The 26360-nt window shown below is 71.0% G+C and carries 28 protein-coding genes and 1 pseudogene; 23 read left to right on the top strand and 6 right to left on the bottom strand.

Annotated elements, in window-relative coordinates; translation table 11 throughout:
- Nucleotides 1-243: pseudogene (locus tag AN216_RS29350) on the top strand (SseB family protein); the annotation flags it as partial.
- A gap of 141 nt (nucleotides 244-384) precedes the next feature.
- Nucleotides 385-1179, top strand: a complete 795-nt coding sequence (locus AN216_RS19145; protein ID WP_079166751.1) for an MIP family channel protein — start codon at nucleotides 385-387, stop codon at nucleotides 1177-1179.
- A gap of 91 nt (nucleotides 1180-1270) precedes the next feature.
- Here the strand turns inward: AN216_RS19145 and AN216_RS19140 are convergent, their stop codons facing one another.
- Nucleotides 1271-1636, bottom strand: coding sequence for a DUF1844 domain-containing protein (locus AN216_RS19140; protein ID WP_070197928.1), 366 nt, complete (start codon nucleotides 1634-1636; stop codon nucleotides 1271-1273).
- 395 nt (nucleotides 1637-2031) lie between these two features.
- Here AN216_RS19140 and infC point away from each other — a divergent pair, with 395 nt between their 5' ends.
- The 7 genes from infC (at nucleotide 2032) to pheT (ending at nucleotide 9477) form a co-directional block, all read left to right on the top strand.
- Complete coding sequence (gene infC, locus AN216_RS19135; RefSeq protein ID WP_212732725.1) at nucleotides 2032-2676, top strand: translation initiation factor IF-3; 645 nt, start codon at nucleotides 2032-2034, stop codon at nucleotides 2674-2676.
- A gap of 113 nt (nucleotides 2677-2789) precedes the next feature.
- Complete coding sequence (gene rpmI, locus AN216_RS19130) at nucleotides 2790-2984, top strand: 50S ribosomal protein L35 (protein ID WP_070197926.1); 195 nt, start codon at nucleotides 2790-2792, stop codon at nucleotides 2982-2984.
- 68 nt (nucleotides 2985-3052) lie between these two features.
- The gene (rplT, locus tag AN216_RS19125; protein ID WP_070197925.1) at nucleotides 3053-3436 is read left to right on the top strand and encodes a 50S ribosomal protein L20; all 384 of its coding nucleotides are present in this window, start codon (nucleotides 3053-3055) and stop codon (nucleotides 3434-3436) included.
- A 102-nt stretch (nucleotides 3437-3538) separates the two neighbouring features.
- Nucleotides 3539-4384, top strand: coding sequence for a TrmH family RNA methyltransferase (locus AN216_RS19120; protein ID WP_070197924.1), 846 nt, complete (start codon nucleotides 3539-3541; stop codon nucleotides 4382-4384).
- Between the two features lie 51 nt (nucleotides 4385-4435).
- On the top strand, nucleotides 4436-5539 hold the full coding sequence (locus AN216_RS19115; RefSeq protein ID WP_070197923.1) for a PAS domain-containing sensor histidine kinase: 1104 nt from the start codon (nucleotides 4436-4438) through the stop codon (nucleotides 5537-5539).
- A 207-nt stretch (nucleotides 5540-5746) separates the two neighbouring features.
- Nucleotides 5747-6955, top strand: coding sequence for a phenylalanine--tRNA ligase subunit alpha (pheS, locus tag AN216_RS19110; RefSeq protein WP_070197922.1), 1209 nt, complete (start codon nucleotides 5747-5749; stop codon nucleotides 6953-6955).
- On the top strand, nucleotides 6955-9477 hold the full coding sequence (pheT, locus tag AN216_RS19105) for a phenylalanine--tRNA ligase subunit beta (protein WP_070197921.1): 2523 nt from the start codon (nucleotides 6955-6957) through the stop codon (nucleotides 9475-9477). Before pheS ends, pheT begins: the two co-directional genes overlap by 1 nt.
- Before the next feature lie 94 nt (nucleotides 9478-9571).
- On the opposite strand, the gene AN216_RS19100 is transcribed toward pheT, so the two are convergent.
- Complete coding sequence (locus AN216_RS19100; protein ID WP_070197920.1) at nucleotides 9572-10432, bottom strand: 3-hydroxybutyryl-CoA dehydrogenase; 861 nt, start codon at nucleotides 10430-10432, stop codon at nucleotides 9572-9574.
- Between the two features lie 308 nt (nucleotides 10433-10740).
- Nucleotides 10741-10944, bottom strand: a complete 204-nt coding sequence (locus AN216_RS19095) for a DUF1918 domain-containing protein (RefSeq protein WP_070197919.1) — start codon at nucleotides 10942-10944, stop codon at nucleotides 10741-10743.
- Nucleotides 10945-11189: 245 nt separating this feature from the next.
- On the opposite strand from AN216_RS19095, the gene AN216_RS19090 reads away from it, so the two are divergent.
- The gene (locus AN216_RS19090; protein WP_070197918.1) at nucleotides 11190-11756 is read left to right on the top strand and encodes a histidine phosphatase family protein; all 567 of its coding nucleotides are present in this window, start codon (nucleotides 11190-11192) and stop codon (nucleotides 11754-11756) included.
- Nucleotides 11757-11867: 111 nt separating this feature from the next.
- On the opposite strand, the gene AN216_RS19085 is transcribed toward AN216_RS19090, so the two are convergent.
- Nucleotides 11868-12392, bottom strand: coding sequence for an AAA family ATPase (locus tag AN216_RS19085; protein WP_070197917.1), 525 nt, complete (start codon nucleotides 12390-12392; stop codon nucleotides 11868-11870).
- Between the two features lie 65 nt (nucleotides 12393-12457).
- Nucleotides 12458-12817, bottom strand: coding sequence for an ArsR/SmtB family transcription factor (locus tag AN216_RS27335; protein ID WP_079166754.1), 360 nt, complete (start codon nucleotides 12815-12817; stop codon nucleotides 12458-12460).
- 81 nt (nucleotides 12818-12898) lie between these two features.
- Here AN216_RS27335 and AN216_RS19075 point away from each other — a divergent pair, with 81 nt between their 5' ends.
- The 13 genes from AN216_RS19075 to AN216_RS19015 all read left to right on the top strand — a co-directional run bounded on the left by AN216_RS19075 (nucleotide 12899) and on the right by AN216_RS19015 (nucleotide 25506).
- Entirely contained in the window at nucleotides 12899-13978 is a 1080-nt protein-coding gene (locus AN216_RS19075; RefSeq protein ID WP_070197915.1) for a cation diffusion facilitator family transporter, read from the top strand.
- A gap of 116 nt (nucleotides 13979-14094) precedes the next feature.
- On the top strand, nucleotides 14095-15123 hold the full coding sequence (gene argC, locus AN216_RS19070; RefSeq protein WP_070197914.1) for an N-acetyl-gamma-glutamyl-phosphate reductase: 1029 nt from the start codon (nucleotides 14095-14097) through the stop codon (nucleotides 15121-15123).
- On the top strand, nucleotides 15120-16271 hold the full coding sequence (gene argJ, locus AN216_RS19065) for a bifunctional glutamate N-acetyltransferase/amino-acid acetyltransferase ArgJ (protein WP_070197913.1): 1152 nt from the start codon (nucleotides 15120-15122) through the stop codon (nucleotides 16269-16271). Before argC ends, argJ begins: the two co-directional genes overlap by 4 nt.
- On the top strand, nucleotides 16268-17260 hold the full coding sequence (argB, locus tag AN216_RS19060; protein WP_070197912.1) for an acetylglutamate kinase: 993 nt from the start codon (nucleotides 16268-16270) through the stop codon (nucleotides 17258-17260). The genes argJ and argB overlap by 4 nt, the downstream gene beginning before the upstream one ends.
- Complete coding sequence (locus AN216_RS19055) at nucleotides 17257-18471, top strand: acetylornithine transaminase (protein ID WP_070197911.1); 1215 nt, start codon at nucleotides 17257-17259, stop codon at nucleotides 18469-18471. The genes argB and AN216_RS19055 overlap by 4 nt, the downstream gene beginning before the upstream one ends.
- Nucleotides 18468-18995, top strand: coding sequence for an arginine repressor (locus tag AN216_RS19050; RefSeq protein ID WP_070197910.1), 528 nt, complete (start codon nucleotides 18468-18470; stop codon nucleotides 18993-18995). Before AN216_RS19055 ends, AN216_RS19050 begins: the two co-directional genes overlap by 4 nt.
- Nucleotides 18996-19171: 176 nt before the next feature.
- Nucleotides 19172-20368 carry an argininosuccinate synthase gene (locus tag AN216_RS19045; RefSeq protein ID WP_070197909.1) on the top strand — a complete coding sequence of 399 codons (1197 nt, stop codon included), beginning with the start codon at nucleotides 19172-19174 and terminating at the stop codon, nucleotides 20366-20368.
- 178 nt (nucleotides 20369-20546) lie between these two features.
- Nucleotides 20547-22010, top strand: a complete 1464-nt coding sequence (gene argH / locus AN216_RS19040; protein ID WP_070197908.1) for an argininosuccinate lyase — start codon at nucleotides 20547-20549, stop codon at nucleotides 22008-22010.
- Nucleotides 22011-22079: 69 nt separating this feature from the next.
- Nucleotides 22080-22631 carry a TetR/AcrR family transcriptional regulator gene (locus AN216_RS19035; protein WP_070197907.1) on the top strand — a complete coding sequence of 184 codons (552 nt, stop codon included), beginning with the start codon at nucleotides 22080-22082 and terminating at the stop codon, nucleotides 22629-22631.
- Nucleotides 22628-24268: an MFS transporter gene (locus tag AN216_RS19030; RefSeq protein ID WP_079166750.1), complete on the top strand. Its 1641-nt coding sequence runs from the start codon at nucleotides 22628-22630 to the stop codon at nucleotides 24266-24268. The genes AN216_RS19035 and AN216_RS19030 overlap by 4 nt, the downstream gene beginning before the upstream one ends.
- Before the next feature lie 97 nt (nucleotides 24269-24365).
- Nucleotides 24366-24785, top strand: a complete 420-nt coding sequence (locus AN216_RS19025) for a phage holin family protein (RefSeq protein ID WP_070197906.1) — start codon at nucleotides 24366-24368, stop codon at nucleotides 24783-24785.
- Entirely contained in the window at nucleotides 24782-25240 is a 459-nt protein-coding gene (locus AN216_RS19020) for a DUF3618 domain-containing protein (RefSeq protein ID WP_070197905.1), read from the top strand. Before AN216_RS19025 ends, AN216_RS19020 begins: the two co-directional genes overlap by 4 nt.
- A 2-nt stretch (nucleotides 25241-25242) precedes the next feature.
- On the top strand, nucleotides 25243-25506 hold the full coding sequence (locus AN216_RS19015; RefSeq protein ID WP_079166749.1) for a DUF4235 domain-containing protein: 264 nt from the start codon (nucleotides 25243-25245) through the stop codon (nucleotides 25504-25506).
- Between the two features lie 26 nt (nucleotides 25507-25532).
- Here the strand turns inward: AN216_RS19015 and AN216_RS19010 are convergent, their stop codons facing one another.
- Nucleotides 25533-26213: a lysophospholipid acyltransferase family protein gene (locus AN216_RS19010; RefSeq protein WP_070197903.1), complete on the bottom strand. Its 681-nt coding sequence runs from the start codon at nucleotides 26211-26213 to the stop codon at nucleotides 25533-25535.
- Between the last annotated feature and the right edge of the window lie 147 nt (nucleotides 26214-26360).

The raw sequence follows: 26360 nt of genomic DNA, 5'->3' as shown, positions 1-26360 counted from the left end.
AGCAGGCTGCTGGCCGCCGAGCCGGCCGTACGAGCCGCGCACCTGGTGGCCGGCGGGAGCGACACGGACGGCATCCTGGCGCTCGCGGTCGGCACCGAGCCGGGCGGTCCGGAGGCCGTACGACGCCTCGCCGCCGCGCTGGCGGCGGACGAGACGCTGCGTACCCGGCTGGTACGGGGCCTTGAGCTGGCGGTGTTGCCGCCGGACGGCGCGCTGCCGGGCACCCCGCTGTTCAGTCGCTGAACGGCAGTTCGCTGGACGGCAGCCGTTGAGCCTCGGCTTGCCCGGCGCCCGTCACCCGTGTGGCGGACTACGCGTGCGACCGGCCCCGGCCCGCCCGACACTCGGTGGGACACGGGACTCCGACCACCGGAGGAGGGCGTAATGGCGGCTGACAAGGAGAGCCCGCAGGGCGGACCGCGGCCCTGGCAGGTGCCGCGCACGCTGGAGGGAAACGAGCCGCTGGTGGCCGAGTGCCTGGGCACGCTGCTGTTGGTGTTCTTCGGCGTCGGCGCGGCCGTGGTCGCTCCGGACTTCATCGGCAGTGTCGGAATCGCGCTCAGCTTCGGACTCGTACTTCTCGCGCTGGCCTACTCGCTCGGGACGGTGTCCGGCTGCCACGTGAATCCCGCCGTCACCCTCGGCATGCTCGTGGCCAAGCGGATCGACCTCAACGTCGCGGTGCGCTACTGGGTCGCGCAGGTGGTCGGCGGCATCCTGGGGGCTTTGCTGCTGTTCCTGGTGGCGACGCAGGTACCGGGCGTGGAGATCGGGGGAAGGTTCGGCAGCAACGGTTTCGGCGACCGTTCGTCGGTGCAGATCAACACCTTCGGGGCGTTCGTCGCGGAGATCGTACTGACCTTCCTGCTGGTGTTCGTGTGGCTGTCGGTGACCCATCGGGTGGCGATGACGGGCTTCGGCCCGCTGGCGGCCGGCTTGGCGCTGGCCATGGTGCACCTCGTGGGCATCCCGCTCACCGGTACGTCGGTCAATCCGGCACGCAGCATCGGGCCGGCCCTGTTCGCGGGCGGTTCGGCGCTCACGCAGCTGTGGCTGTTCATCATCGCGCCGTTGGTGGGGGCGGTGTTGGCGGCACTGGCACACGGGGTCACACACCCGTCGACGGTCAGCGCCGACGACATGGCGGCGGCGGGTCACGGTTCCGACCGCGCCCGCTGAAGCGCGGCGCGACCGGCCGTAGGTCACTCGTGCCACGCCACGGACGGGTCGGTCCGCAGGGGACCCGACCCGCCCGGTACGTTCGGCCCCTTCAGCCGAGCACCGGCCCGGTGAACTTCTCCCCCGGCCCCTGGCCCGGCTCGTCCGGCACCTCGGAAGCCTCCCGGAAGGCCAGTTGCAGTGACTTGAGCCCGTCCCGCAGCGGTGCCGCGTGGTAGGAGCCGATCTCCGTGGCACTCGCGGTGATCAGACCGGCGAGCGCGTGGATGAGCTTCCGCGCCTCGTCCAGGTCCTTCTCCTGACTCCCCTCCTCGGACAGACCGCACTTGACCGCGGCCGAACTCATCAGGTGCACGGCGACCGTGGTGATGACCTCCACGGCCGGAACATCGGCGATGTCCCGGGTCAGGCTGTCGAAGTCGGGCGCCGGCGCCTCGTTGTCGGGGGAGTCGCTCATGGCTGCCACCCTAGAGGGTGCGCCGGGCCGTCCCGCGCCCGGTCCGGTCGGTCGATTCCACCGGTCCGGTGGCCCGGTTCGCAGCGTGCGCCGTCACCGTGCGGGCCTGGTATGCTTGACAACTGACCGGCTGAGACGTGAGCGACGGAGGGCTCCTCTCCCGTAGGCGCTTACCAGAGCTACCGCCTCAGCCCACAAGTGGAGGCTCCGATCTCCCACCCAGTGATCTCCTTCGGTCGCGGGTCAACGGTCTGGCTGCGCCCCGCCTTTGCGCGGCGGTGCTCCCCGTCTGTGCGGAGCCCTGCCTGTGCTGTGGACCGGGGCGTTTCGTATGTCTCGGCGCGGTGGTCACACACCGTATACAGATCCCTTGCGCGGCTGTCCGCCAGACTGCCGTGTGGTGCACCCGAGGAGGCCCCATCAGCGCCGAGCCCCGCATCAACGACCGGATTCGCGTCCCTGAGGTGCGACTCGTCGGTCCCAGCGGCGAGCAGGTCGGCATCGTGCCGCTTGCCAAAGCCCTGGAGCTGGCACAGGAATACGATCTTGACCTGGTCGAGGTCGCGGCGAACGCACGTCCGCCGGTGTGCAAGCTCATGGACTACGGAAAGTACAAGTACGAGTCCGCCATGAAGGCCCGTGAGGCGCGCAAGAACCAGGCGCACACGGTCATCAAGGAAATGAAGCTCCGGCCGAAGATCGATCCGCACGACTATGACACCAAGAAGGGTCATGTCGTCCGGTTCCTCAAGCAGGGGGACAAGGTCAAGATCACGATCATGTTCCGCGGCCGTGAGCAGTCCCGTCCGGAGCTGGGTTTCCGACTGCTCCAGCGGCTGGCCGAGGACGTGGAGGACCTGGGCTTCGTGGAGTCCAACCCGAAGCAGGACGGTCGCAACATGATCATGGTTCTCGGTCCGCACAAGAAGAAGACCGAGGCGATGGCCGAAGCCCGCGAGGCGCAGGCTGCCCGTAAGGCCGGCCGACAGCAGGAGCAGTCCGCTGCCGACGAGCCCGCGGAGGAGCCCGCTGAGGCGTGAGCCTCTCCCGGGACACGTGACCGGGACACTGACCGAACCAATCTGACGCTCCCGGGGGCCGGTGTGTGCCACGCGCACCGGCGGGAGCGCCACCGACGAGGAGAGACGGCGACATGCCGAAGAACAAGACGCACAGCGGTGCCCGTAAGCGTTTCAAGGTCACCGGCTCCGGCAAGGTGATGCGCCAGCGTGCAGGCCGCCGCCACTATCTCGAGCGCAAGCCGTCCACCCTGACGCGGCGCCTGGCCAATGACGTCGAGGCGGCTCCGGCCGACGCCAAGAAGATGAAGAAGCTTCTCGGCAAGTAAGCCCGCGACCGGGACCGATCGATGCGGCCGTGTGAGCCAACCACGGCCCTGTTACAAGGAGTTATCAAGTGGCACGCGTCAAGCGGGCAGTGAACGCGCACAAGAAGCGTCGGGCGATCATGGAGCAGGCCAGCGGTTACCGCGGCCAGCGCTCCCGTCTGTACCGGAAGGCGAAGGAGCAGGTCACTCACTCCTACGTCTACAACTACAACGACCGGAAGAAGCGGAAGGGCGACTTCCGTCAGCTGTGGATTCAGCGGATCAACGCCGGTGCCCGCGCCAACGGCATGACCTACAACCGCTTCATCCAGGGCCTGAAGGCCGCTGAGATCGAGGTGGACCGGAAGATGCTGGCCGAGCTCGCGGTCAACGACGCGAACGCGTTCGCCGCCCTCGTCGAGGTGGCACAGAAGGCCCTGCCCGGTGACGTCAACGCTCCGAAGGCCGCCTGAGCCCACGGTCGTACGTCACCCTCGGACCCGCAGGCCCACCGAGCCTGCGGGTCCGACGCTGTCTCAGCCCCCACCGCGGCCCGCCCGAGAGGAACCAGCCACGTGCACCCCCCGTCCGCCGCCCGGGTCGCCGCCGCCAAGCGGCTCGCCCGTCGTACCTTCCGCAGCCGGGAGCGCCGCTTCCTGGCCGAGGGCCCGCAGGCCGTACGGGAGGCTGTCGCTCCCGCGGAGGACCGGGAACCAGCACTGCTCGAGCTGTTCAGCACGGCGGAGGCGGCCGAACGGCACCCCGAGGTCATCGAGCGCGCGCGGAAGATCGACGCGCCGGTCCATCTGACCCCCGAGGCGACCCTCACGGACATCGCGCAGACGGTCACCCCGCAGGGCCTGGTGGGGGTGTGTCGTTTCGTGGATCGCGGGTTCGACGAACTGGTGGCGCGGCGGCCCCGACTGACCGCCGTGCTCGCCCACGTACGCGATCCCGGCAACGCCGGCACCGTGCTGCGCTGTGCCGACGCCGCCGGCGCCGAGGCCGTCGTGCTGACCGACGCCTCGGTGGACGTGTACAACCCGAAGTGCGTACGGGCGTCCGTCGGTTCGCTCTTCCATGTGCCGTTGGCGGTCGGCGTGCCGGTGCACGAGGCGACGGCCGGCCTGTCCGCGGCGGGTACGGTACGCGTGCTGGCCGCGGACGGCGCGGGGGAGCGGGATCTGGACGCCGAACTCGATGATCGGGCCCTGGGTGGCCCCACCGCGTGGATCTTCGGCAACGAGGCGTGGGGCCTGCCCGAGGAGACCCGCGCGCTCGCGGACACGGTCGTACGGGTGCCGATCCACGGCAGGGCCGAGAGTCTGAACCTGGCCAGCGCGGCGGCCGTCTGCCTCTACTCCTCCGCGCGTGCGCAGCGTGCTGCCGGAGGGTGCCGCTCTGTCACATCCGCCTTGTAGGGTGGCCACCCGCCAGCCGGCAGTCGGGAGTCCACGAGGGGGTGGGGCGGGATGGACCTGGGGGCGGGCGGGTGGTCCGCCGTCGCGGACGCCGTACCCACACTGGGCGGCGTCGAGCTGCATCCGGACGACCTGCCGGACGGTCTCGTCGTCGCGGACCACACCGGCCGGGTCGTCTGCTTCAACTCCGCCGCGGCCCGCATCTGCGGGCTGGCTCCCGCCCAGGTGCTCGGTCGCCCGATCCAGAGCGCGCTGCCGCTGCAGGACTGGGACGGTGGTCGGTGGTGGCAGCTCACCGATCCGTACGGCGGACTCGCCACGCGTCGCGGTCAGCCCGAGCGTGCCCTGCTGTTGGAGGGGCGCGAGGTGCTCGCCGCGGCGCGGTACGTGCGTCCGTACCCCACGGGGCCGGTGCAGCGCTTGGTGGTGACCCTGCGCGGCACGGAGGCGCGCCGGCGCTCGGAGCGCTCCGACGCGGAGTTGATCGCGACCGTCGCACACGAGTTGCGCTCCCCGCTGACCTCGGTGAAGGGCTTCACGGCCACTCTGCTGGCGAAGTGGGAGCGGTTCACGGACGACCAGAAGCGCCTGATGCTGGAGACCGTCGACGCCGACGCGAGCCGGGTGACCCGGTTGATCGCCGAGTTGCTGGACATCTCCCGGATCGACTCCGGGCGCCTGGAGGTGCGTCGCGAGCCGGTGGACCTCGCCGCCGCCGTACGTCGGCACGTGCGCGCGCACACGGCGGCCGGCGAGCCGTCGGACCGCTTCGAGATCCGTGTCGCGCCGGCGCTCCCCGAGTTGTGGGCCGATCCGGACAAGGTCGATCAGGTGCTCGGCAACCTGCTGGAAAACGCGGTGCGGCACGGCGCGGGGACCGTCACCATAGAGGTGACGGCCACCCGGGGCCCACCGGAGGAAGGTACGGAAGTGATCGTGAGCGACGAGGGTCCCGGCATCCCCGAGGAGTCGATGAGCCGCGTCTTCACCCGGTTCTGGCGTGGCAGCAGACGCGGTGGCACGGGCTTGGGGTTGTACATCGTCAAGGGGATCGTCGAGGCGCACAACGGCCGCATCAGCGTTTCCCGGGCGGCCTCCGGCGGCGCCGAGTTCCGATTTATCCTGCCCGTGGGCACCCCGGCCGTACTCTCCTGAGCCGACCCCATGGGCTTCTCCGCGTACCGACCACACCGTGTGGTCGCGTGTTCGTGCCGCAGGGGCCGCCCCGTGCTCCCCGCGTCAGCCGGCGTCCGCTCCGGTCGCCTCGGCTCGGCTCGGGCGGGCACCGGCGCTGTCTCACCGACGCCGTAGACTCGGTCCACGGCTGCACGCGTGGCCACCCAACCGGAAACATGGGAAGAGATGTCCGCACCCAACAAGTCGTACGACCCCGTCGAGGTCGAGGCACTGAAACCGGAAAACGTCGATCTGGCGCGGGACGAGGCCCTGACGGCCGTCGCGGCGGCAGCGGATCTGGAGGCGCTGCGTGCGGTGAAGATCGCGCACGCCGGAGACCGTTCGCCGCTGGCGCTCGCCAACCGCGAGATCGGCGCGCTTCCGCCGCAAGCCAAGGCAGAGGCCGGCAAACGCGTGGGCCAGGCCCGCGGTGCGGTGAAGCAGGCGCTCGCCACACGCCAGCAGGAGCTGGAGGCGGAGCGGGACGAGCGGGTGCTGGTCGAGGAGACGGTCGACGTCACACTGCCCGCCGACCGGGCCCCGGCCGGTGCCCGACACCCGCTGACCACCCTCTCCGAGCGGATCGAGGACGTGTTCGTGGCGATGGGCTACGAAGTCGCCGAAGGGCCCGAGGCCGAGGCGGAGTGGTTCAACTTCGACGCCCTCAACATCCACGCCGACCACCCGGCTCGTAGCCCGCAGGACACTTTCTTCGTACGGGCTCCCGGCGCCGTCCGGGAGCACGACGGCGCGGCAGCCGCCACCCCGGCAGCCACGGCCCCGGACGCCGGTGCTCCGCAGCCCGGTTCGGGCAGCGCGGCCGGCGACAGCGGCATCGTGCTGCGGACCCACACCTCGCCGGTGCAGATCCGCTCGTTGCTGGCGCGTGAGCTCCCGGTGTACGTCATCTGCCCCGGCCGGGTCTTCCGTACCGACGAGTTGGACGCCACCCACACCCCGGTCTTCACCCAGGTCGAACTTCTCGCGGTGGACGAGGGCCTGACCATGGCCGACCTGAAGGGCACCCTGGACCACATGGTCCAGTCGCTGTTCGGGCCCGGTATGCGTACGCGACTGCGGCCGGACCACTTCCCGTTCACCGAGCCGTCCGCCGAGATGGACATGGTCTGCTACGTCTGTCACGGCGACTCGGTGGGGAATCCGGAGCGTCCGTGCCGTACCTGCTCCAGCGAGGGCTGGATCGAGCTGGGGGGCTGCGGGATGGTCAACCCACGGGTGCTGGTCGCCTGTGGCGTCGATCCGGAGAGGTACAGCGGCTTCGCCTTCGGGTTCGGCATCGAGCGGATGCTGATGTTCCGCCACAACGTCGAGGACATGCGAGACATGGTCGAGGGTGACGTGCGCTTCACCAGGCCGTTCGGAATGGAGATCTGATGCGGGCCCCGCTTTCCTGGCTGCGGGAGTACGTCGACCTGCCGGCTGGTGAGACCGGTCGGGACGTCGCGGCGCGGCTGACCGACGCCGGACTCGAGGTGGAGACCGTCGAGCAGCTCGGCGAGGGGCTCCGTGGCCCACTGGTGGTCGGCGAAGTGCTGGCCATCGAGGAACTGACCGACTTCAAGAAGCCGATCCGGTACTGCGAGCTGGACGTCGGCGAGGCGAACGGCACCGGCGAGCGCCAGCGTGTCATCTGCGGCGCGACCAACTTCGAGGTCGGGGACAAGATCGTCGCGGTCCTTCCCGGAGCCGTACTGCCCGGAGGCTTCGAGATCAGCGCGCGGAAGACCTACGGCCGGGTCTCCGAGGGCATGATCTGCTCGGCCGCCGAGTTGGGCATGGGCGAGGACCACAGCGGCATCATCGTGCTGCCCCCGGAGCACGCGCCGGGCACGGACGCCGTCGAGTTGCTGGAGCTGGTCGATGAGGTGCTGGACATCGCCGTCAACCCGGATCGGGGCTACTGCCTGTCGATGCGCGGCATCGCCCGGGAGACGGCCATCGCGTACGGTCTCCCGCTGCGGGACCCCGCGCTGATCGACGCCCCGACCCCGAACGAGCACGGTTATCCGGTCGAGGTCCTCGACCCGAAGGCCTGCGACCGGTTCACCGCGCGCACCGTCACCGGAGTGCGGCCGGAGGCGCGGTCGCCGCTGTGGTTGCAGCGACGGCTGCAAAAGGGGGGCATGCGGCCCGTCTCGCTGCCCGTCGACATCACCAACTACGTCATGCTGGAGCTGGGCGCTCCGCTGCACGCCTACGACCGGCACCGGCTGGTCGGCCCCATCACCGTGCGCCGGGCCGAGTCCGGCGAGCGGATGACGACCCTCGAGGGCGTCGAGCGCACCCTGCACGCCGAGGACCTGGTGATCGCGGACGCTTCCGGCCCTATCGGACTGGCCGGGGTGATGGGCGGCGCGCACAGCGAGGTCGTCGACCCGGTGCGGGACCCGGAGACCGGCGAGTGGCACGGCAGCACGGAAATCGTCGTGGAGGCCGCGCACTTCGACGCGGTCACCATCGCCCGTTCCGCGCGTCGCCACCGGATGTCCAGCGAGGCATCCAAGCGCTGGGAGCGCGGGGTCGACCCGGCCGCCGCCGCTGCAGCCGCACAGCGCACGGTGGATCTGCTGGTGCTGCTCGCGGGGGCCAGGGCGGAAGCCGGGGTGACCGAGGTGGTGACGCCCGGCGGCCCGCGTACGATCCGGATCGGGGCCGACCACCCGGACCGGGTAGCCGGGGTGGCGTACGGCAAGGACACCGTGGTCCGGCGTCTCCAGCAGGTCGGCTGCGATGTCTACGGACAGGACGAGCTGACCGTGACCGTGCCCTCGTGGCGACCGGATCTGACCGACCCCAACGACCTCGCGGAGGAGGTCATCCGGCTGGAAGGGTACGGCAACCTCCCCGCCACCCTGCCGCGTGTCCCGGAGGGGCGTGGCCTCACCGAGCGGCAGCGGACGCACCGCAGGGTCGGCAGAGCACTTGCCGGTGCGGGATATGTCGAGGCGCTCAACTACCCGTTCCTCGCGGAGAGCGTTCTGGACCAGCTGCGCTTGCCGGGCGACGACCCCTGTCGACGTACGGTCACCCTGGTCAACCCCCTCTCCGACGAGGAACCAGCCCTCCGCCCCCTGCTGTTGCCCGGACTGCTGGCGGCCCTGAGGCGGAACGAGAACCGCGGCAGTCAAAGCCAGGGCGGACTCGCCCTGTTCGAGACCGGTCTGGTCTTCCGTCGTACGGGCACCGAGCCCGGCATCGAGCCGCTGTCGGTCAACGCCCGTCCCACCGAGCAGGCGATCGCCGCGCTGGACGCGGCGCTGCCCGAGCAGCCTCGGCACGTGGCCGTGGTGCTGTCCGGCGACCGGGAGCCAGCCGGTTGGTGGGGCCGGGGGCGGCCGGCGGACTGGGCGGACGCCGTCGAGGCGGCACGTACGGTCGCCGCCGAGGTGGGCGTGGCGCTGACCGTCTCCCAGGGACGGTACGGCCCCTGGCACCCGGGCCGCTGCGCCCGGCTCACGGTCGGGGAGGAGCTGGTCGGCTTCGCCGGCGAGCTGCATCCCGGGGTCCTCAAGACACTCGGGTTGCCCGCGCGTACGAGCGCGATGGAACTCGACCTGGACGCGCTGACGGAAGCCGCGGCGGGACCGGTGCGCGCCCCGCGGGTCTCCGGCTATCCGGTGGCGACCCAGGATGTCGCCTTGGTCGTCGAGGAGTCGGTGCCCGCGGCCGGCGTGGCCGAGGCGCTGCGCGCCGGAGCGGGCGAACTGCTCGAGTCGGTCCGCCTTTTCGACGTCTTCACGGGCGAACAGGTCGGCGCGGGCCGCAAGTCGCTGGCGTACGCCCTGCGTTTCCGGGCGCCGGACCGCACGCTCACCGCCGAGGAGGCGTCAGCCGCCAGGGATCAGGCGGTGGCCGCAGCGGTGGGACGTACGGGCGCGGAGTTGCGCGGGGCGTAGGCCGTCGAGGCCAGAGCGGACACCGACGGTGGGGCCGGAGCAGTGAGCTCCGGCCCGGCCTTGCCGGTCCGGCGGCGGTCCGGGCTCGGTCCCGCTAGGCGTACGAGTAGAAGCCGGCGCCCGCCTTACGGCCGAGTCGACCGGCGTCCACCATCCGCTGAAGCAGCGGGGGAGCGGCGTACAACGGCTCCTTGAACTCCGCGTACATCGAATCGGCCACCGAGGCCACGGTGTCGAGTCCGATGAGGTCCGTCAGCTTGAGCGGGCCCATCGGGTGGGCACAGCCCATCTCCATGCCGTTGTCGATGTCCTCACGGCTCGCGATCCCGGACTCGAACATCCGCACGGCGGACAGCAGATAGGGAATCAGCAGCGCGTTGACCACGAAGCCGGACCGGTCCTGCGCGCGGATGGCGTGCTTGCCCAGCGTCCCGCCGACCAGCGCCTCGGCCCGCTCCACGGTGCTCTCGCTGGTGGTCAACGCGGGGATGAGTTCCACCAGACGCTGTACGGGCGCCGGGTTGAAGAAGTGGATGCCGATCACCTGGTCGGGACGCTTCGTGGCGACGGCCAGTCGCACCAGCGGGATGGACGAGGTGTTGGAGGCCAGGATGGCGTCCGGACGGGTGACGACCTGGTCGAGGACCTGGAAGATCTCCGTCTTGACCTGCTCGTTCTCCACGACCGCTTCTATCACCAGGTCACGGTCGGCGAAGGCGCCGAGATCGGTGGTGAAGGTGAGCCGCCCCAGGGTCGCGTCCTTCTCCGCCTCAGTGAGCTTGCCCCGCTCCGCCGCCTTGTCCAGCGAGTTCACCAGGCGGGAGCGGCCCAGCTCCAGAGCCTCGCCGGTGGTCTCGGCGACCTTGACCTCCAGGCCGGATCGCGCGCACACCTCGGCGATACCGGCGCCCATCTGGCCACAGCCCACTACTCCGACGCGTTGGATGTCGGTCACTTCGTGCCTTTCGCAGAACTACGTGTCCCGGCATCGCGGCCGTGCTGTTCCCCGGGTCGCGCTGCCCCGCCGCCCGACGTTACCCCGGCGGGGGCACCGCGGGTCCACGGGGGCGGAACCCGAGCGGCACCGGCTGCGGAGAGGGGTAGCGGGAGCCGTACGGGGACGTGACCGCCATAGCCCCTGGCGCCGAAAGTCCGCGGTGCCGAATTCCGGGGCCCCAGTCCGTTGCGGCCGCACGCACGACTGCCCGATCGGCACTACCGGGAACCGCTCGGGCAGTCGGGTCGCTTGTTTCGCGGCGGGGGTTACCGCTCCAGGCGCGCTTCGTCGTGTCCCCGCACGACCGAGTCGGGTCCGGGGGACATCACCGCTTCGTGGCCGTCCTCGAAGCGCACCCGGTAGGGCGGCTCTCCCTCGGAGCCCATCACCTCGACGATCTGCGCGACGCGATCGTGCTGACCGACGGTCCGGCCGTGCACCAGCAACTGGTCGCCCGTGTTCGCATGCATCCGGAGCCCTCCTGTTCCCGGGGCGTTTCGTCGGGACGGTTGTGCCGTGGCTCACATTCTACCGGCCCTGCTCCGCAGGCGGCGGCTCGTACGGCGCCGCCGCCCTGACCGGGTCCTCGGCGGCGGCGGGGCCGCGCGGGGCCGCGCTCGGATGTGAACATGAGGCGGAGGCGGCGCGACCGTGCCGTCGAGAGATTGTTGTCGCACCATCGAACAAAAGCTCTCCGCGCCCTTACGATCACCCAATGCACCTCCGTGTGACGCTGCTCCCCGCCGCTCGCAGCTCCTCGGTGCTGGACGTTCGCTTCGATGACGAACGGCCGTTGGACTCGGCCGGGTGGCAGGAGGTCCAGCGCGTGGTGCCGGTGCTGTCCTCGCTCGCCGCGGCGCAGCTTCGCTACTGCTCGCCCTCCGCGCGCTGCCGGCAGACCGGTGACCTGCTGGGCCTGTCGCCGATCGCGCAACCCGCGCTGCGGGACTGCGACATGGGCCGCTGGCGGGGTCGTACCTTCCAGGAGGTCGCCGCACGCGAACCGCGCACCGTCGACGCGTGGCTCGCCGATCCGTGGTCCGCCCCGCACGGCGGGGAACCGCTGCTGGCGTTCATCTCCCGGGTCGGGGGCTGGCTGGACACCCGGCCGGTGGACGGTGACGACTGGGTGGTCGCGGTGACCGAGCCGTCCGTCGTACGGGCGGCGCTGTGCTACGTGCTGCGGTCGCCGCCGCACTCGTACTGGCGTATCGACGCGCATCCGCTGAGCCCGGTCACGTTCACCGGGCGGCCCGGGCAGTGGTGCCTGAGCTTCGAGTGACCGTCGTCCGGCGCGGGTGTCGCCGTGGGGCGCTCGCTGTGGGGCGCGCGCCGCGGGGGCGGCGTTCCCTCATGGGTGTTTCCGTCCGGGTCCTCGCGTGGCGCGCGGGCCTCAACGCCTGGCGGCCTCCGCGATCTGATGGGCGACCTGGCTGGGCGTGCGGCTCGTGGTGTCGACGACCTCGGCCTCGCCGTGCAGCCACGTACGGGCCGCCTCGGCGTACGGGTCGACGTAGGCGAGGCGGAACGGAGAGTCGGGGCCGAGGACGGTGTCATTCGCGATGCGACCGCGGAGCGTGTGCTCGTCGGCGTGTAGGACGAAGTGTCTCACCGGGATGGCATGTTGGGCGAGGCCCGCGCTGATCTCCCGCCAGTACCGCTCGACCAGGATGGTCATGGGCATCACCAGGGTCCCGCCCGTGTAGTCGAGTACGCGGCGTGCGGTCTCCACGACGAGCTGCCGCCACGGGGGCCAGTGCTGGAAGTTGTCCGTCCCGGGCAGCCCCGGTGTGATGTCCGTGAGCGTCTCGCCGACCTTCTCCGGATCGAACACTCGCGAGTCCGGAATCAGTTCCCGCACGAGTGCGCTGGTCGTGGTCTTGCCCACCCCGTGGGTGCCGTTGAGCCATACGATCACGGGCCCAGGCTAGCCCGGTCCGGGCTCCCCGTGTCCCCCGTACGGCCGGCCGGCGGTCCACGGACTCAGTCGTGGGCGGGCTGGTTGCTGAGGCGGTGGTCGGCGAGGTTGAGGGCTTCGTCGACGACGCGTCGAAGGTGTCCGTCGGTGAGTGCGTAGATGACCCGCCGCCCCTCTTTGCGGCTAACGATGAGACCACTCAGGCGAAGCCGGGCGAGGTGCTGGCTGACGGCCGGTCGTTGGGCCCCGCAGCTCTCGGTCAGCGTGGTGACGTCCGCTTCCGATCGGGCGAGGGCGTCGAGGATGCGCAGGCGCGTGCGGTCGCCGAGGAGAGCGAGGAGTTCCGCGGCGAGGGCGAACTGTTCCTCGCCGCGGTCATGCGGGTGCGCATCCTGTGCATCTGATAGGTGCATGTGTGCGCTCATACGCACATAATGGTTCTCGTGTCCCGTCGTGTCCAGCACGGCGTGCCGCCGCATGTCCGTACGCCTTCACCGGGAGGAACGATGGCCCCTCATTCACACGGTCGGCACGGCACCGATCCGGGACGTCACGGCCACGAGCATCAGCACGAGCGCTCCGGCCGCCCGGGTTTCCTGGCCCGCCTCCGACACCGGGTCGGACACGCTCTCACGCCGCATTCGCACGAGACGGCGGAGAAGGTCGACGCGGCGTTGGAGTCCTCGGCGAGGGGAATGCGGGCGCTGTGGGTCTCGCTGGCGGTCCTCGGGGCCACGGCCATGGCGCAGGCAGCGATCGTTCTCGTATCCGGCTCGGTGGCCCTGCTAGGCGACACCGTCCACAACGTGGCCGACGCGCTGACCGCGATCCCGCTGGGTATCGCCTTCGTGCTGGGCCGGCGAGCCGCGACCCGCCGCTTCACCTACGGCTACGGACGTGCGGAGGACCTGGCGGGTCTGGCCATCGTGGCCACCATCGGCGTGTCCGCGCTCTTCGCCGCCTGGGCGGCCATCGACCGTCTGCTCGATCCGCGCGCCATGGAGCATGTGTGGGTGGTGGCCCTCGCGGCGCTCGTGGGGTTCGCCGGCAACGAATGGGTGGCCCGCTACCGCATTCGGATCGGACGGGAGATCGGCTCGGCCGCGCTGGTGGCCGACGGGCTGCATGCCCGCACGGACGGCTTCACCTCCCTCGCGGTTCTCCTCAGCGCGGCAGGCGCCGCGGCGGGCTGGCGGCTGGCTGACCCGATCGTGGGCCTGGCGATCACGGCCGCCATCCTGCTGGTCCTGCGTGCCGCCGCCCGGGAGGTCTTCCGTCGGGTGCTGGACGCCGTCGATCCCGCCCTGGTCGAGACCGTGCGAGCCGCCGCGCGTACGGTGCCGGGGGTGTGGAGCGTGGGCGAGGTGCGGTTGCGCTGGATCGGTCACCGTCTGCGGGCCGAGGTCGCCATCGTCGTCGACGGCCGCATGACCGTGAGCGAGGGGCACCGCGTCGCGGTCGAGACCGAGCACGCCCTGCTGCACGCGCTCCCGAAGCTGTCCGCCGCCCACATCCACACCGACACCGTCCCCTCGGACGAACAGCCGGACCCGCACCAACTTCTGGCCCACCACGCCGCCGCCTGACCCGTGTGGACTACACCTCGCCCGCCCGCTTCTCACGGGAGGGCCCTCAGGCACGGGTATCTTGCATAACTCTTCTTGCAAACGTATAGTCATGCTGTCGAGAGGAAGAGGTCAGCATGACTGTACGGGCAGCCGTGGCAGGGGCCAGCGGCTACGCCGGAGGCGAGATCCTGCGCCTGCTCGCCAGCCATCCCGAGGTCGAGATCGGCGTCCTGACCGGCAACTCCAACGCCGGCCAACAGCTGGGCGCGCTCCAGCCGCACCTCACCCCGCTCGCCGAGCGGGTGCTCGAGCCCACCAGCGCCGACCGGCTGCGCGGCCACGACGTGGTCTTCCTCGCCCTGCCGCACGGACAGTCGGCCGCCGTCGCCGAGGAGCTGGGTACGGAGGTGCTGCTGGTCGACTGCGGAGCGGATTTCCGGCTCACGGACGCCGCGGACTGGGAGCGGTTCTACGACACCCCGTACGCCGGCCACTGGCCGTACGGCCTCCCCGAACTGCCGGGTGCCCGCTCGTCACTGGCCGGCACCCGCAGGATCGCCGTCCCGGGCTGCTACCCGACAGCCGTCTCGCTCGCGCTCTTCCCGGCGTACGCGGCCGGACTGGCCGAGTCGGACGCGGTGGTGGTGGCGGCTTCCGGCTCCTCCGGGGCCGGCAAGTCGCCGAAGCCGCACCTGCTGGGCAGTGAGGTGATGGGCGCCATGAGCCCGTACGGCGTGGGGGGCGCCCACCGGCACACCCCGGAGATCATCCAGAACCTCTCCGCGGCCGCCGGTGAGCGGGTGACCGTGTCCTTCACACCGACGCTCGCCCCCATGCCGCGCGGCATCCTGGCGACCTGCACGGCGCGTGCCCGCCCCGGCGTGACCCCGGAGGCGTTGCGCGCGGCGTACGAGAAGACCCTGTGCGACGAACCCTTCGTGCGCCTCCTCCCAGAGGGCCGGTGGCCGTCCACCGCCACCGTGTACGGCTCCAACACCGCGCTGCTCCAGGTCACCCTGGACGAGGCCGCGGGCCGGATCGTGGTGGTCTCGGCGATCGACAACCTCACCAAGGGCACCGCCGGTGGCGCGGTGCAGAGCATGAACATCGCCCTCGGTCTTCCCGAGGAGCTGGGACTTTCCACGATCGGAGTCGCACCATGAGCGTGACCGCAGCGCGGGGCTTCACCGCCACGGGCATCGCCGCCGGTATCAAGCAGAGCGGAACCCCGGACCTCGCGCTGGTGGTGAACGAGGGGCCGCGCGACGCGGCTGCCGGCGTGTTCACCGCGAACCGGGTCAAGGCGGCGCCCGTGCTGTGGTCCGAGCGGGTCGTCAAGGGCGGCCGGGTCGGCAGCGTGGTGCTCAACTCCGGAGGGGCCAACGCCTGTACCGGCCCGGAGGGCTTCCAGGACACGCACGCCACCGCCGAGCGGGTCGCCCAACTCCTGAACCAGAGCGCCGGCGAGGTGGCGGTCGCCTCCACCGGCCTGATCGGGACGCGGCTGCCGATGGACGCCCTGCTGGGCGGCATCGGCACGGCCGCCCGGCAGTTGTCCCGGCATGGCGGTGAGAAGGCCGCGCTGGCCATCAAGACCACCGACAGCGTGCACAAGACGGCGGTCGCGGAGCGGGACGGCTGGACCGTCGGGGGCATGGCCAAGGGCGCGGGCATGCTGGCGCCGGGCCTGGCCACGATGCTGGTCGTGCTCACCACGGACGCCGACCTCGCCGCCCCGGAGCTGGACAAGGCGCTACGGGAGGCCACCCGCAGCACCTTCGACCGGGTCGACTCCGACGGCTGCATGTCCACGAACGACACCGTGCTGCTGCTGGCCTCCGGCGCCGCCGAGCGCACGCCCGGCTACGCCGAGTTCGCCGCGGCCGTCCACGAGGTCTGCGAGAGTCTCGCCCGGCAGCTGATCGGCGACGCGGAGGGCGCCTCCAAGGACATCCGGATCGAGGTCGTGGGCGCCGCGACGGAGGACGACGCGGTGACGGCGGGCCGCTCGATCGCCCGCAACAACCTGCTCAAGTGCGCGCTGCACGGCGAGGACCCGAACTGGGGCCGGGTGTTGGCGGCCATCGGCACCACCGACGCGGCCTTCGAGCCGGACCGGTTGAGCGTCGCCATCAACGGCGTATGGGTCTGCCGGGACGGCTCGATCGGCGAGGACCGGGAGCTGGTGGACATGCGGTATCGCCAGATCGACATCACCGCCGACCTGGCGGCGGGCCCGGCCTCCGCCGTCGTCTGGACCAACGACCTGACCGCCGAGTACGTACACGAGAACAGCGCCTACTCCTCATGAGCGCCCGCAAGCACACCGCGCTGCCCAAGGCACAGACGCTCATCGAGGCGCTGCCCTGGCTCACCCGCCACCACGGCAAGACGGTGGTCATCAAGTTCGGCGGCAACGCCATGGTGGACGAGCACCTCACCAAAGCGTTCGCCCAGGACGTCGTCTTCCTGCGGCACGCCGGGCTCCGCCCCGTGGTCGTGCACGGTGGTGGCCCGCAGATCAGCGCGCAGCTGGACCGGCTCGGCATGGTGTCCGAGTTCCGGGCCGGGCTGCGGGTGACCACGCCGGAGGCGATGGACGTCGTACGGATGGTGCTCGCCGGGCAGGTCCAGCGTGACCTGGTCGGGCTCCTCAACCGACACGGCCCGCTCGCGGTCGGCATGACCGGGGAGGACGCGCACACCCTGACGGCGACCAAGCGCTTCGCCGACATCGACGGCGAGCGTGTCGACCTGGGACGGGTCGGCGACATCACCGATGTCCAACCAGGCGCCGTCCAGGCACTGTTGGACGACGGACGGATTCCGGTCGTCTCGTCCGTCGCGCGCAGCGTGGACGACGAGCACGTCTACAACGTCAACGCCGACACGGCCGCCGCCGCGCTCGCCGCCGCCCTGGGGGCGGAGACGCTGATGGTACTCACCGACGTCGAGGGCCTGTACGCCAACTGGCCGGAGAGCGACGAGGTCATCAGCGAACTCACCGCCGGCGAACTGGAGAAGCTGCTGCCCGGTCTCGCCAGCGGCATGGTGCCCAAGATGGAGGGCTGCCTGCACGCGGTGCGCGGCGGCGTGCACACCGCGCGGGTGCTGGACGGACGTGTCCCGCACGCCATCCTGCTGGAGATCTTCACCGACGAGGGGATCGGCACCATGGTCGTGCCGGACGCCCCCGCGGACCTACCGCCCGGGCCCGGCGGCACACACACCAACTCCGAGCCGGTCGGCCGTCCCGGGCCGGCCACGGACCTACGGAAGCAAGGGGAAGCCGCGACATGAGCCACGGCAACGCACAGCTCACCGCACGCTGGCAGCACGCGCTGATGGACGCCTACGGCACGCCCCGTGTCCCGATCACCCACGGCGAGGGCGCCCGACTCTGGGACGCCGACGGGAAGGAGTACCTCGACCTGCTCGGGGGAATCGCCGTCAACTCGCTCGGTGTGGCGCACCCCGCGGTCGTACGGGCGGTCTCCGACCAGGTGGCGACGCTCGGGCACACGTCCAACCTGTTCGCCACGGAGCCCCCGGTCCAGCTCGCCGAACGGTTGCTGGAGCTGGCCGGCCGCCCCGGCCGGGTCTTCTTCTGCAACTCGGGTGCGGAGGCCACCGAGGCCGCGTTCAAGTTGGGTCGGCTCACGGGCCGTACGCACATGGTGGCGGCCCAGGGTGGTTTCCACGGTCGGACGATGGGAGCCCTGGCACTGACCGGCCAACCGGCGAAGCAGGAGCCCTTCCGTCCGCTCCCGGGCGAGGTCAGCCATGTGCCGTACGGCGACCCGGAGGCGCTGCGGGCCGCGGTCAGCACGGACACCGCGCTGGTGATCCTGGAGCCCGTACAGGGGGAGAAGGGCGTCGTGCCCGCGCCGGAGGGATATCTCCGGGCCGCTCGGGAGATCACCCGGGCCACCGGGACGCTGCTGGTGCTGGACGAGGTGCAGACCGGTATCGGGCGTACCGGCCACTGGTTCGCCCACCAGGCGGACCAGGGGATCGAGCCCGATGTCGTCCTGCTGGCCAAGGGCTTGGGCGCGGGTCTGCCGATCGGCGCGACCCTGGCCTTCGGCACGGCGGCCGAGCTGCTGACGCCGGGGCAGCACGGTTCCACCTTCGGCGGCAACCCGGTGTCCTGCGCGGCGGGTGCGGCCGTACTGGAGACCATCGAGGCGGAGGGGCTGCTCGCCCGGGTGAAGGCGGTCGGTGACCGACTGCGGAGTGGACTCGGTGATCCGCGGCACCCGTTGGTCGACCACGTCCGCGGCGCGGGGCTGTTGCTCGGTATCGTGCTCACCGAGCCCGTCGCGCACACCGTGCAACAGGCGGCTCAGGACGCGGGATTCCTGGTGAACGCGGTCGCGCCGGACGTCATTCGGCTGGCTCCGCCGCTGATCCTCACGGCGGCTGAGGCCGACGCCTTCACCAGTGCCTTCCCGGGCGTCCTCGACACAGCCGACGTACGTAAACGAGCACAGGGGACACGGGGACGATGACCGACGAGCAGCAGGGCGGGCAGGCCGTACCGCAGACACGTACGGCACGGCACCGGAGGATTGTCGACATCCTGAACCGGCAGCCGATCCGTTCGCAGAGCCAACTCGCCAAGCTGCTCGCCGACGACGAACTCTCCGTCACCCAGGCCACGTTGTCCCGGGACCTGGATGAGCTGGGCGCCGTCAAGATCCGCAACACGGTCGGAGAGCTGATCTACGCCGTACCGGCCGAGGGCGGCGACCGCACGCCCCGGGCGCCGCTCGGCGAGTCCGCGAGCGAGGCCCGGATGGCGCGGCTGGCCGGCGAGCTGCTGATCTCCGCCGAGGCGTCGGCGAACCTGGTCGTGCTGCGTACGCCACCGGGCGCGGCGCAGTTCCTCGCCTCGGCCATCGACCAGACGGGCGTGCACGACATCATCGGCACCATCGCCGGGGACGACACGCTGTTGCTGATCAGCCGGGAACCGGAGGGTGGCCAGGCGCTGGCCGAGCATCTGCTGCAGCTGGCCCAGAAGGCACGCTGAACCAGGACACCGCGCCAGCGGCGACGGGATGGCCGCGCCTTGCGTATGAGGTGGCCCCATGCCTCGCTGACCTGCTGAAACGACACGTCGAACCGCCGCGCCGGGGGCTGGTTGACGGAGCATGCGAGTAGCTGCATACTTATACCTATCAGCGTATGCTTCGTAAGGAGATCCCCGTGACCGAGCGCGTCGTACTCGCCTATTCCGGCGGCCTGGACACATCCGTCTGCATCGGCTGGATCGCCGAGGAGACCGGGGCCGAGGTCGTCGCCGTCGCCGTGGACGTCGGTCAGGGCGGCGAGGACCTGGACGTGATCCGCAAGCGCGCGCTCGCCTGCGGGGCGGTGGAGGCCGAGGTAGCCGACGCCAAGGACGAGTTCGCCGACGAGTACTGCCTCCCGGCCGTCAAGGCCAACGCCCTCTACATGGACCGGTACCCGCTGGTCTCCGCGCTCTCCCGGCCGGCGATCGTCAAGCACCTGGTGGCCGCGGCCCGCAAGCACGGCGCCTCCACGGTGGCGCACGGCTGCACCGGCAAGGGGAACGACCAGGTGCGGTTCGAGGCCGGCATCTCCTCGCTCGCTCCCGACCTCAAGTGCATCGCCCCGGTGCGGGACTACGCGATGACCCGGGACAAGGCCATCGCGTACTGCGAGGAGAAGGGGCTGCCGATCACCACCTCCAAGAAGTCGCCCTACTCCATCGACCAGAACGTCTTCGGGCGGGCCGTGGAGACCGGCTTCCTGGAGGACATCTGGAACCCGCCCATCGAGGACGTCTACGACTACACCGAGAACCCGGCCACACCGCGGGAGGCCGACGAGGTCGTCCTCACCTTCGAGGCGGGCGTGCCCGTCGCCGTCGACGGCAAGCCGGTGACCGTGCTGCAGGCGATCCAGCAGCTCAACGAGCGGGCGGGGGCCCAGGGCGTCGGACGGATCGACATGGTCGAGGACCGGCTGGTGGGCATCAAGTCCCGCGAGGTCTACGAGTCGCCCGGCGGCATCGCGCTGATCGCCGCGCACCAGGAACTGGAGAGCGTCACCGTGGAGCGGGAACTCGCCCGCTACAAGCGTCAGGTGGAGCAGCGGTGGACCGAACTCGTCTACGACGGGCTGTGGTTCTCCCCGCTCAAGCGGGCCCTGGACGGTTTCATCAACGAGGCGAACGAGCAGGTGAGCGGCGACGTCCGGATGACCCTGCACGGCGGTCGCGCGGTCGTCACCGGCCGGCGCTCGGACCGCTCGCTCTACGACTTCAACCTGGCGACCTACGACACCGGCGACACCTTCGACCAGTCGATGTCCAAGGGGTTCATCGAGATCTTCGGCATGTCGTCGAAGATCGCCGCGAAGCGTGATCAGGCGCAGTAACCTTGCGTCCCGCCGCCCCGCGTCCCGTGACCAGGCGGGGTGCGGGGCGGTTCGCGGCGGTACCGCCGGCCGGATGAGCCCCGCGCGGGAGGCCGCTCGCGGCCGGGTCCGCCCCGCTCGCCGACGCCGTACGCGCCGCGTCCCCGACACCGACACCGAGCCGAGGAGCAAAGCAGCGATGAGCAACGGACCGCAGGACCAGGACGAGCCGCGGGGTGACGTACGACTCTGGGGTGGCCGGTTCGCGGACGGACCGTCCGAGGCGCTGGAGCAGCTGTCCGCGTCCGTGCACTTCGACTGGCGGCTGGCACCGTACGACATCGCCGGATCGCGCGCGCACGCGCGGGTGCTGCACACGGCGGGGCTGCTGACCGGGGACGAACTGGAGCGGATGCTGGCGGGCCTGGACCAGCTGGCGGCGGACGTGCGGTCCGGGGCGTTCGTCGGCACGGTGGCGGACGAGGACGTGCACACCGCACTGGAGCGCGGACTACTGGAGCGGCTCGGTCCGGACCTCGGGGGGAAGCTGCGGGCGGGGCGGTCCCGTAACGACCAGGTGGCCACGCTCTTCCGGATGTACCTGCGGGAACACGCCCGCGTCATCGGCGGGCTACTGGCCGACCTCCAGGCGACGCTGGCCGACCTCGCCGAGGCGCATCCGGACGTCGCCATGCCCGGCCGTACACACCTCCAGCACGCGCAACCCGTGCTCTTCGGGCACCACGTGCTCGCCCACGCCCAAGCCCTGGCCAGGGACGTCGAGCGGCTGCGGCAGTGGGACGAGCGCACCGCGGTGTCGCCGTACGGCTCCGGGGCGCTCGCGGGGTCGTCGCTGGGGCTGGACCCGGAGGCGGTCGCCCGGGACCTCGGATTCGAGGGGCGTTCCGCGGCGAACTCCATCGACGGCACGGCGGCGCGGGACTTCGCCGCGGAGTTCGCCTTCGTCACCGCCATGATCGGCGTCGACCTCTCCCGGCTCGCCGAGGAGGTGATCCTGTGGAACACCAAGGAGTTCTCGTTCGTCACGCTGCACGACGCCTTCTCCACCGGTTCCTCGATCATGCCGCAGAAGAAGAACCCGGACATCGCCGAGCTGGCACGCGGCAAGTCCGGCCGGCTCATCGGCAACCTCACCGGACTGCTCGCCACCCTCAAGGCCCTCCCGCTCGCCTACAACCGGGACCTCCAGGAGGACAAGGAGCCGGTCTTCGACTCCTGTGACCAACTGGAGATGCTTCTGTCCGCGTTCGCCGGGATGATGGCCACGCTGACGGTCAACCGGCAGCGGATGGCGGAGCTGGCCCCCGCCGGTTTCTCGCTCGCCACCGACGTGGCCGAGTGGCTGGTGAAGCGAGGAGTGCCGTTCCGGGTGGCCCACGAGTTGGCTGGGGAGTGCGTACGCGTCTGTGAGAGCACCGGGGTCGAACTGGACGAACTCTCCGACGAGCAGTTCGCCGCGATCTCCCCGCTGCTGACTCCTCAGGTGCGGGAGGTGCTGACCGTCTCCGGCGCGCTGGCCGCCCGGGACGGTCGCGGTGGCACCGCTCCGGTCGCGGTGGCCCGGCAGTTGGCGGAATTCCGTACGGACCTGGAGCGGCAGCGGGAATGGGCCGCCGAGCGGGCCGCGGTGGAGGTGCGATAGGTCGACAAGAGATGAGCGTCACCTGACGCGTGTGAGACATGAGTGTTTCACACGCGCTACGCTCGTCTCATGACAGTCCGTCGAGAGCAGCTCCTGCACGCCGCCGCTGATCTGCTGACCAGGAAACCCACGTCCGCCATGGACGATGTCGCGCGCGCCGCCGGGGTCAGCCGAGCCACGCTGCACCGGCACTTCTCCGGCCGCTCGGCGCTCGTACGCTCGCTGGAGGAGCTCGGCCTCCAGCAGCTCACCGAGGCCCTGGACGCGGCCCGCCCGGAGGAGGGCTCGGCGGACGAGGCACTGCGTCGGCTGGTGGAGGAGACCCGACCGCTCGCCGGGTTCCTGGCCTTCCTCGTCACCGAGAACCAGCTCTTCGAGCCGGACGCGATGCACGACGGCTGGCGGCGCCTCGACACCCGGATCGAGGCTTTGTTCCGGCGTGGCCAGGAGGAGGGCGTCTTTCGCCTGGACCTGACCACGGCCTGGCTGGCGGAGGCGCTCTACGCCCTCGTGTCGGCGTCCGCCTGGGCCGCGCAGGACGGCAAGGTGGCCGCGCGGGACGCCGGTCGGATGACGGTGGAGCTGCTGCTCGGCGGTGTCCGACGGGCGGATCGACCGTGACCCGCCGTACGCCCGTCCGCGGGAAGGTCGGCAACTCATCCGCCCCGACCACCGCGCGACAGCGCTGGCTCGCCCTGTCCGTGCTGGTGCTGGCCGTACTGCTGGTCGGGGTGGACGCGACGGTGCTCGGCCTCGCGACGCCGTTCCTCAGTGAGGACCTGGAACCCTCCAGCACCGAACTGCTGTGGATCGGCGACATCTACTCCTTCGTCATCGCCGGGCTGCTGGTGTCGATGGGCTCGCTCGGCGACCGAATCGGCCGGAAGAAGCTGTTGCTCATCGGATCAGTGGCGTTCGGTGCCGGGTCCGTGCTGACGGCGTACGCGCACAGCGCCGAGGCGATGATCCTCTGGCGCGCGCTGCTCGGGGTGGCCGGCGCCACGCTCATGCCCTCCACCCTCGCGCTGATCCGCAACATCTTCCCGGACCCGCGGGAACGCAGTCTCGCCGTGGGGGTCTGGGGCGCGATGACCTCGGCCGGCGCGGCGGTGGGGCCGGTCATCGGTGGAGTGCTCCTGGAGCACTTCTGGTGGGGCTCGGTCTTCCTCATCAACCTGCCGGTGATGGTGCTCCTGGTGATCGTGGGCGGCAAGCTGCTGCCGGAGTCCCGCGATCCCGCGCCCGGTCCGTGGGACCTGCCGAGCGTCGGGTTCTCCATGGTGGGGCTGATCGCCGTGGTCTACGCCGTCAAGCAACTGACCGTGCACGGTCTGACCCCGGACGTCTCGGCGGCCGGACTCATCGGCTCACTGGCCCTGGTCGCCTTCGTACGCCGGCAACTCCGCATCTCGTCGCCGTTGCTGGACATGCGACTGTTCCGGAACAAGGGCTTCTCCGGGGCCGTGCTCGCGGACCTGCTCACCATCCTCGGTCTCTCGGGGATGATCTTCTTCCTCTCGCAGTTCCTCCAGCTCGTGCAGACGAGATCGCCGCTGGAGGCTGGACTGGCCGAACTGCCCGCCGCACTCGGCGCCGTGGCCGCCGGTCTCGCCGCCGGCACGCTGGCGCGTCGCACCTCCGTACGCGCGGCGGTCTCCGGTGGCCTGGCCGCGGTCGGCCTCGCGCTGGCCTCGAGCACGCTGCTGACAGCCTCCACCGGCTACTGGTTGCTCGGCCCGATGCTTCTGTTGCTGGGCGTGGGCGCGGGCCTCGCGTTCACGGTGACCGCTGACGTGATCCTCTCCAGCGTCCCGAAGGAGCAGGCCGGCGCCGCCTCGGCGGTCTCCGAGACCGCGTACGAACTCGGCGCGGCTCTTGGCATCGCCCTGCTGGGCTCGGTGGTCACCGGCGCGTACCGGGATTTCGTGACGCCTGTGGACGTACCGCCGCGGGCGGTGGAGCAGGCACGCGAGTCGCTGGGTGGCGCGGTGGAGGCGGCCCGCGGCCTGCCCGACCCGCTCGGGACGGAACTGCTGTCCGTGGCCCAACAGACGTTCACCGAGGGGCTGCGGATCGGGGCGTTGTGCGGAGCGTTCGTCCTGTTGGCCGCCGCGGCGCTGTCCTGGCGGCTGTTGCGTGGTCAGCGACTCGCGGAGTCGGCCGACGGGGAACCAGGCGGAGCGGAACCGGACGGCGCGGAGCCGTGCGGCGGAGCGCTGGACGGCGGGAAACGGGGTGTCGGACAGTCGGGCGCATGACGCGTACGGCCGCTGAGCCCGGCCGTCCGCCGAACCAGGTGGTTACTCCCCCTGGAGTGGGGAACTCGGCGTCGGTGACAGGGAGTGAGGTGATCCCGTGCTCGACACAGAGAGCCGTCAGTCGGCGCGAGCGGACCAACACACCGTCGGAGAACTGGTCGCCCAGGCATCCGAACAGCTCACCACGGTGGTGCGCAGTGAGCTACAGCTGGCACAGGCGGAGATGAAGGAGAAGGGCAAGCGCGCCGGGCTCGGCGGTGGCATGTTCGGTGGCGCCGCGCTGGCCGGACTGCTCGCCCTGCAGGCCCTGGTGGCCGCCGCGATCGCCGCGGTGACGCTGGTACTCCCCGTCTGGGCCGCGGCGCTGGTGGTCTTCGGGGCCCTGCTGCTGATCGCGGGCGTGCTGGCCCTGGTGGGCAAGAAGGAGATCAAGCAGGCCACGCCCGCCACGCCACAGGAGACCATCGGGAGCGTACGTGCTGACATGGACGCGATCCGGGAAGGGGCGCAGCGATGACCCAGGCGCAGCGCGGAAACGGTCAGAGCCCCACGCCACAGCAGTTGCGGGCCGAGGTGAAGCAGGCCCGTGGGCAACTCGCGGACACCGTCTCGGAACTGGCTCACAAGGCGGATATGAAGACGCTGGCCCGCAGCAAGGCCAGCGAGCTCAAAAGCCGGGCCACCAACGGCCACCATCGGTCGGCCGAGGGCGCGCCCGGTGACGGAACCGCCCCGGAGACCTTCGCGTCCGAGAAGTCCGCCCGAGACCAGCGCGCCGCGCAACTCGCCAAGGTGGGCGCGGCGGTGGCCGGCGCCCTGGCGGCGGGTGGTGTGGTCGTCATGCTGCTCCGGCGACGCCGCTCGGGTGACACCGCGAGGTCCTCCGCGGGCCGGCACCGGCACGCGGCGCACCGGCACGCCCATAGGCCGCACGCTTCCCGTACCCAGCGGTGCGGTCAGGCAGGGGAATGACCATGAGCGGGCGCATGTACAAGCTGTTCCAGACCGGACTCAGCCTGGGTAGCGGGATGCTGGCCGGGGCGCTGTTCAAGAAGCTCTGGAAAGCGGCCCCCGTCGGTGGCGACACCGCTCCGGCTCCTACCGACGAGGAGCGCCGTCTGCGCGAGATCCTGCTCGCCGCGGCGGTCCAGGGTGCCGTGACGGGCCTGGTGCGGGCGGCGACGAGCCGGGGCGGGGCCGTGGGAGTACGGCGCGCGACCGGCAGTTGGCCCGCCTGAGCGGCGGGCGCTGTTGGTGGTGAGGATCAGGCGGCCTTCGCCTTGGTGGCGTACATGTCCACGTACTCCTGCCCGGACAGCGACATGACCTCGCTCATCACCTCGTCCGTGACCGCCCGCAGCACGTAACGGTCCCGGTCCATGCCCTCGTAGCGGGAGAAGTCCAGCGACTCCCCGAACCGGACGGTGATGCGGCGCCCGCGGCCGAAGCGCGGCAGGCCCTTGCCGTCGGGCTGGACTTCGTCGGTGCCGATCATCGCGAACGGCACCACCGGAGCGCCGGTCATCAGCGCCAGCCGGGCGATGCCCGTACGTCCCCGGTAGAGGCGGCCGTCGGGGGAGCGGGTGCCCTCCGGGTAGATGCCGAAGATATGGCCCTCCTCCAGCACCCGACGGCCGGTCATCAGCGCGGCTACACCGCCCCGGCCGCCGTCCCGGTCCACCGGGATCATCCCGACTCCGGTGAAGAACCAGGCCATCAGGCGTCCCTTCGGGCCCTTCCCAGTGACGTACTCGTCCTTACCGATGAAGAACACCTGGCGCTTGCTGACCAGCGGCAGGATCACCGAGTCGATGAACGTGAGGTGGTTGCCGGCCAGGATCACCGGGCCGCTGCCCGGGATGTTCTCCGCACCCTCGACCCTGGGCCGGAACAGCACGCGCAGCAGCGTGCCGAGCGATGCCTTGATCAGCAGGAAACGGGACAACTGGCCCTCCGTCGGTGGTGGTCGAGCGCACGGCTACGCGTTGGAAGACGTTACCCGGCGGCGGCCGTGACGCCGTGACCGGGGCTCTCGCCGCGCGGCGCGGCCGGGCGTGTTCGTGCCGGGTTCCGCCCCGTCTCTCCCGTAGGA

The organism is Streptomyces oceani, from assembly GCF_001751245.1.
Lineage (GTDB): Bacteria > Actinomycetota > Actinomycetes > Streptomycetales > Streptomycetaceae > Streptomyces > Streptomyces oceani.
The sequence above is the reverse complement of the archived record's forward strand: the minus strand, read 5'-3'. Positions and strand labels throughout refer to the sequence as shown.

What these genes read in the sequence shown, in the direction of transcription:
- AN216_RS19145 (WP_079166751.1), top strand. Translation starts at nt 385, where the DNA reads ATGGCGGCTGACAAGGAGAGCCCGCAGGGCGGACCGCGGCCCTGGCAG.
- AN216_RS19140 (WP_070197928.1), bottom strand. Translation starts at nt 1,636, where the DNA reads ATGAGCGACTCCCCCGACAACGAGGCGCCGGCGCCCGACTTCGACAGC.
- rpmI (WP_070197926.1), top strand. Translation starts at nt 2,790, where the DNA reads ATGCCGAAGAACAAGACGCACAGCGGTGCCCGTAAGCGTTTCAAGGTC.
- AN216_RS19115 (WP_070197923.1), top strand. Translation starts at nt 4,436, where the DNA reads ATGGACCTGGGGGCGGGCGGGTGGTCCGCCGTCGCGGACGCCGTACCC.
- pheS (WP_070197922.1), top strand. Translation starts at nt 5,747, where the DNA reads ATGTCCGCACCCAACAAGTCGTACGACCCCGTCGAGGTCGAGGCACTG.
- pheT (WP_070197921.1), top strand. Translation starts at nt 6,955, where the DNA reads ATGCGGGCCCCGCTTTCCTGGCTGCGGGAGTACGTCGACCTGCCGGCT.
- AN216_RS19095 (WP_070197919.1), bottom strand. Translation starts at nt 10,944, where the DNA reads ATGCATGCGAACACGGGCGACCAGTTGCTGGTGCACGGCCGGACCGTC.
- AN216_RS19090 (WP_070197918.1), top strand. Translation starts at nt 11,190, where the DNA reads ATGCACCTCCGTGTGACGCTGCTCCCCGCCGCTCGCAGCTCCTCGGTG.
- AN216_RS27335 (WP_079166754.1), bottom strand. Translation starts at nt 12,817, where the DNA reads ATGAGCGCACACATGCACCTATCAGATGCACAGGATGCGCACCCGCAT.
- AN216_RS19075 (WP_070197915.1), top strand. Translation starts at nt 12,899, where the DNA reads ATGGCCCCTCATTCACACGGTCGGCACGGCACCGATCCGGGACGTCAC.
- argC (WP_070197914.1), top strand. Translation starts at nt 14,095, where the DNA reads ATGACTGTACGGGCAGCCGTGGCAGGGGCCAGCGGCTACGCCGGAGGC.
- argJ (WP_070197913.1), top strand. Translation starts at nt 15,120, where the DNA reads ATGAGCGTGACCGCAGCGCGGGGCTTCACCGCCACGGGCATCGCCGCC.
- argB (WP_070197912.1), top strand. Translation starts at nt 16,268, where the DNA reads ATGAGCGCCCGCAAGCACACCGCGCTGCCCAAGGCACAGACGCTCATC.
- AN216_RS19055 (WP_070197911.1), top strand. Translation starts at nt 17,257, where the DNA reads ATGAGCCACGGCAACGCACAGCTCACCGCACGCTGGCAGCACGCGCTG.
- AN216_RS19050 (WP_070197910.1), top strand. Translation starts at nt 18,468, where the DNA reads ATGACCGACGAGCAGCAGGGCGGGCAGGCCGTACCGCAGACACGTACG.
- argH (WP_070197908.1), top strand. Translation starts at nt 20,547, where the DNA reads ATGAGCAACGGACCGCAGGACCAGGACGAGCCGCGGGGTGACGTACGA.
- AN216_RS19035 (WP_070197907.1), top strand. Translation starts at nt 22,080, where the DNA reads ATGACAGTCCGTCGAGAGCAGCTCCTGCACGCCGCCGCTGATCTGCTG.
- AN216_RS19020 (WP_070197905.1), top strand. Translation starts at nt 24,782, where the DNA reads ATGACCCAGGCGCAGCGCGGAAACGGTCAGAGCCCCACGCCACAGCAG.
- AN216_RS19015 (WP_079166749.1), top strand. Translation starts at nt 25,243, where the DNA reads ATGAGCGGGCGCATGTACAAGCTGTTCCAGACCGGACTCAGCCTGGGT.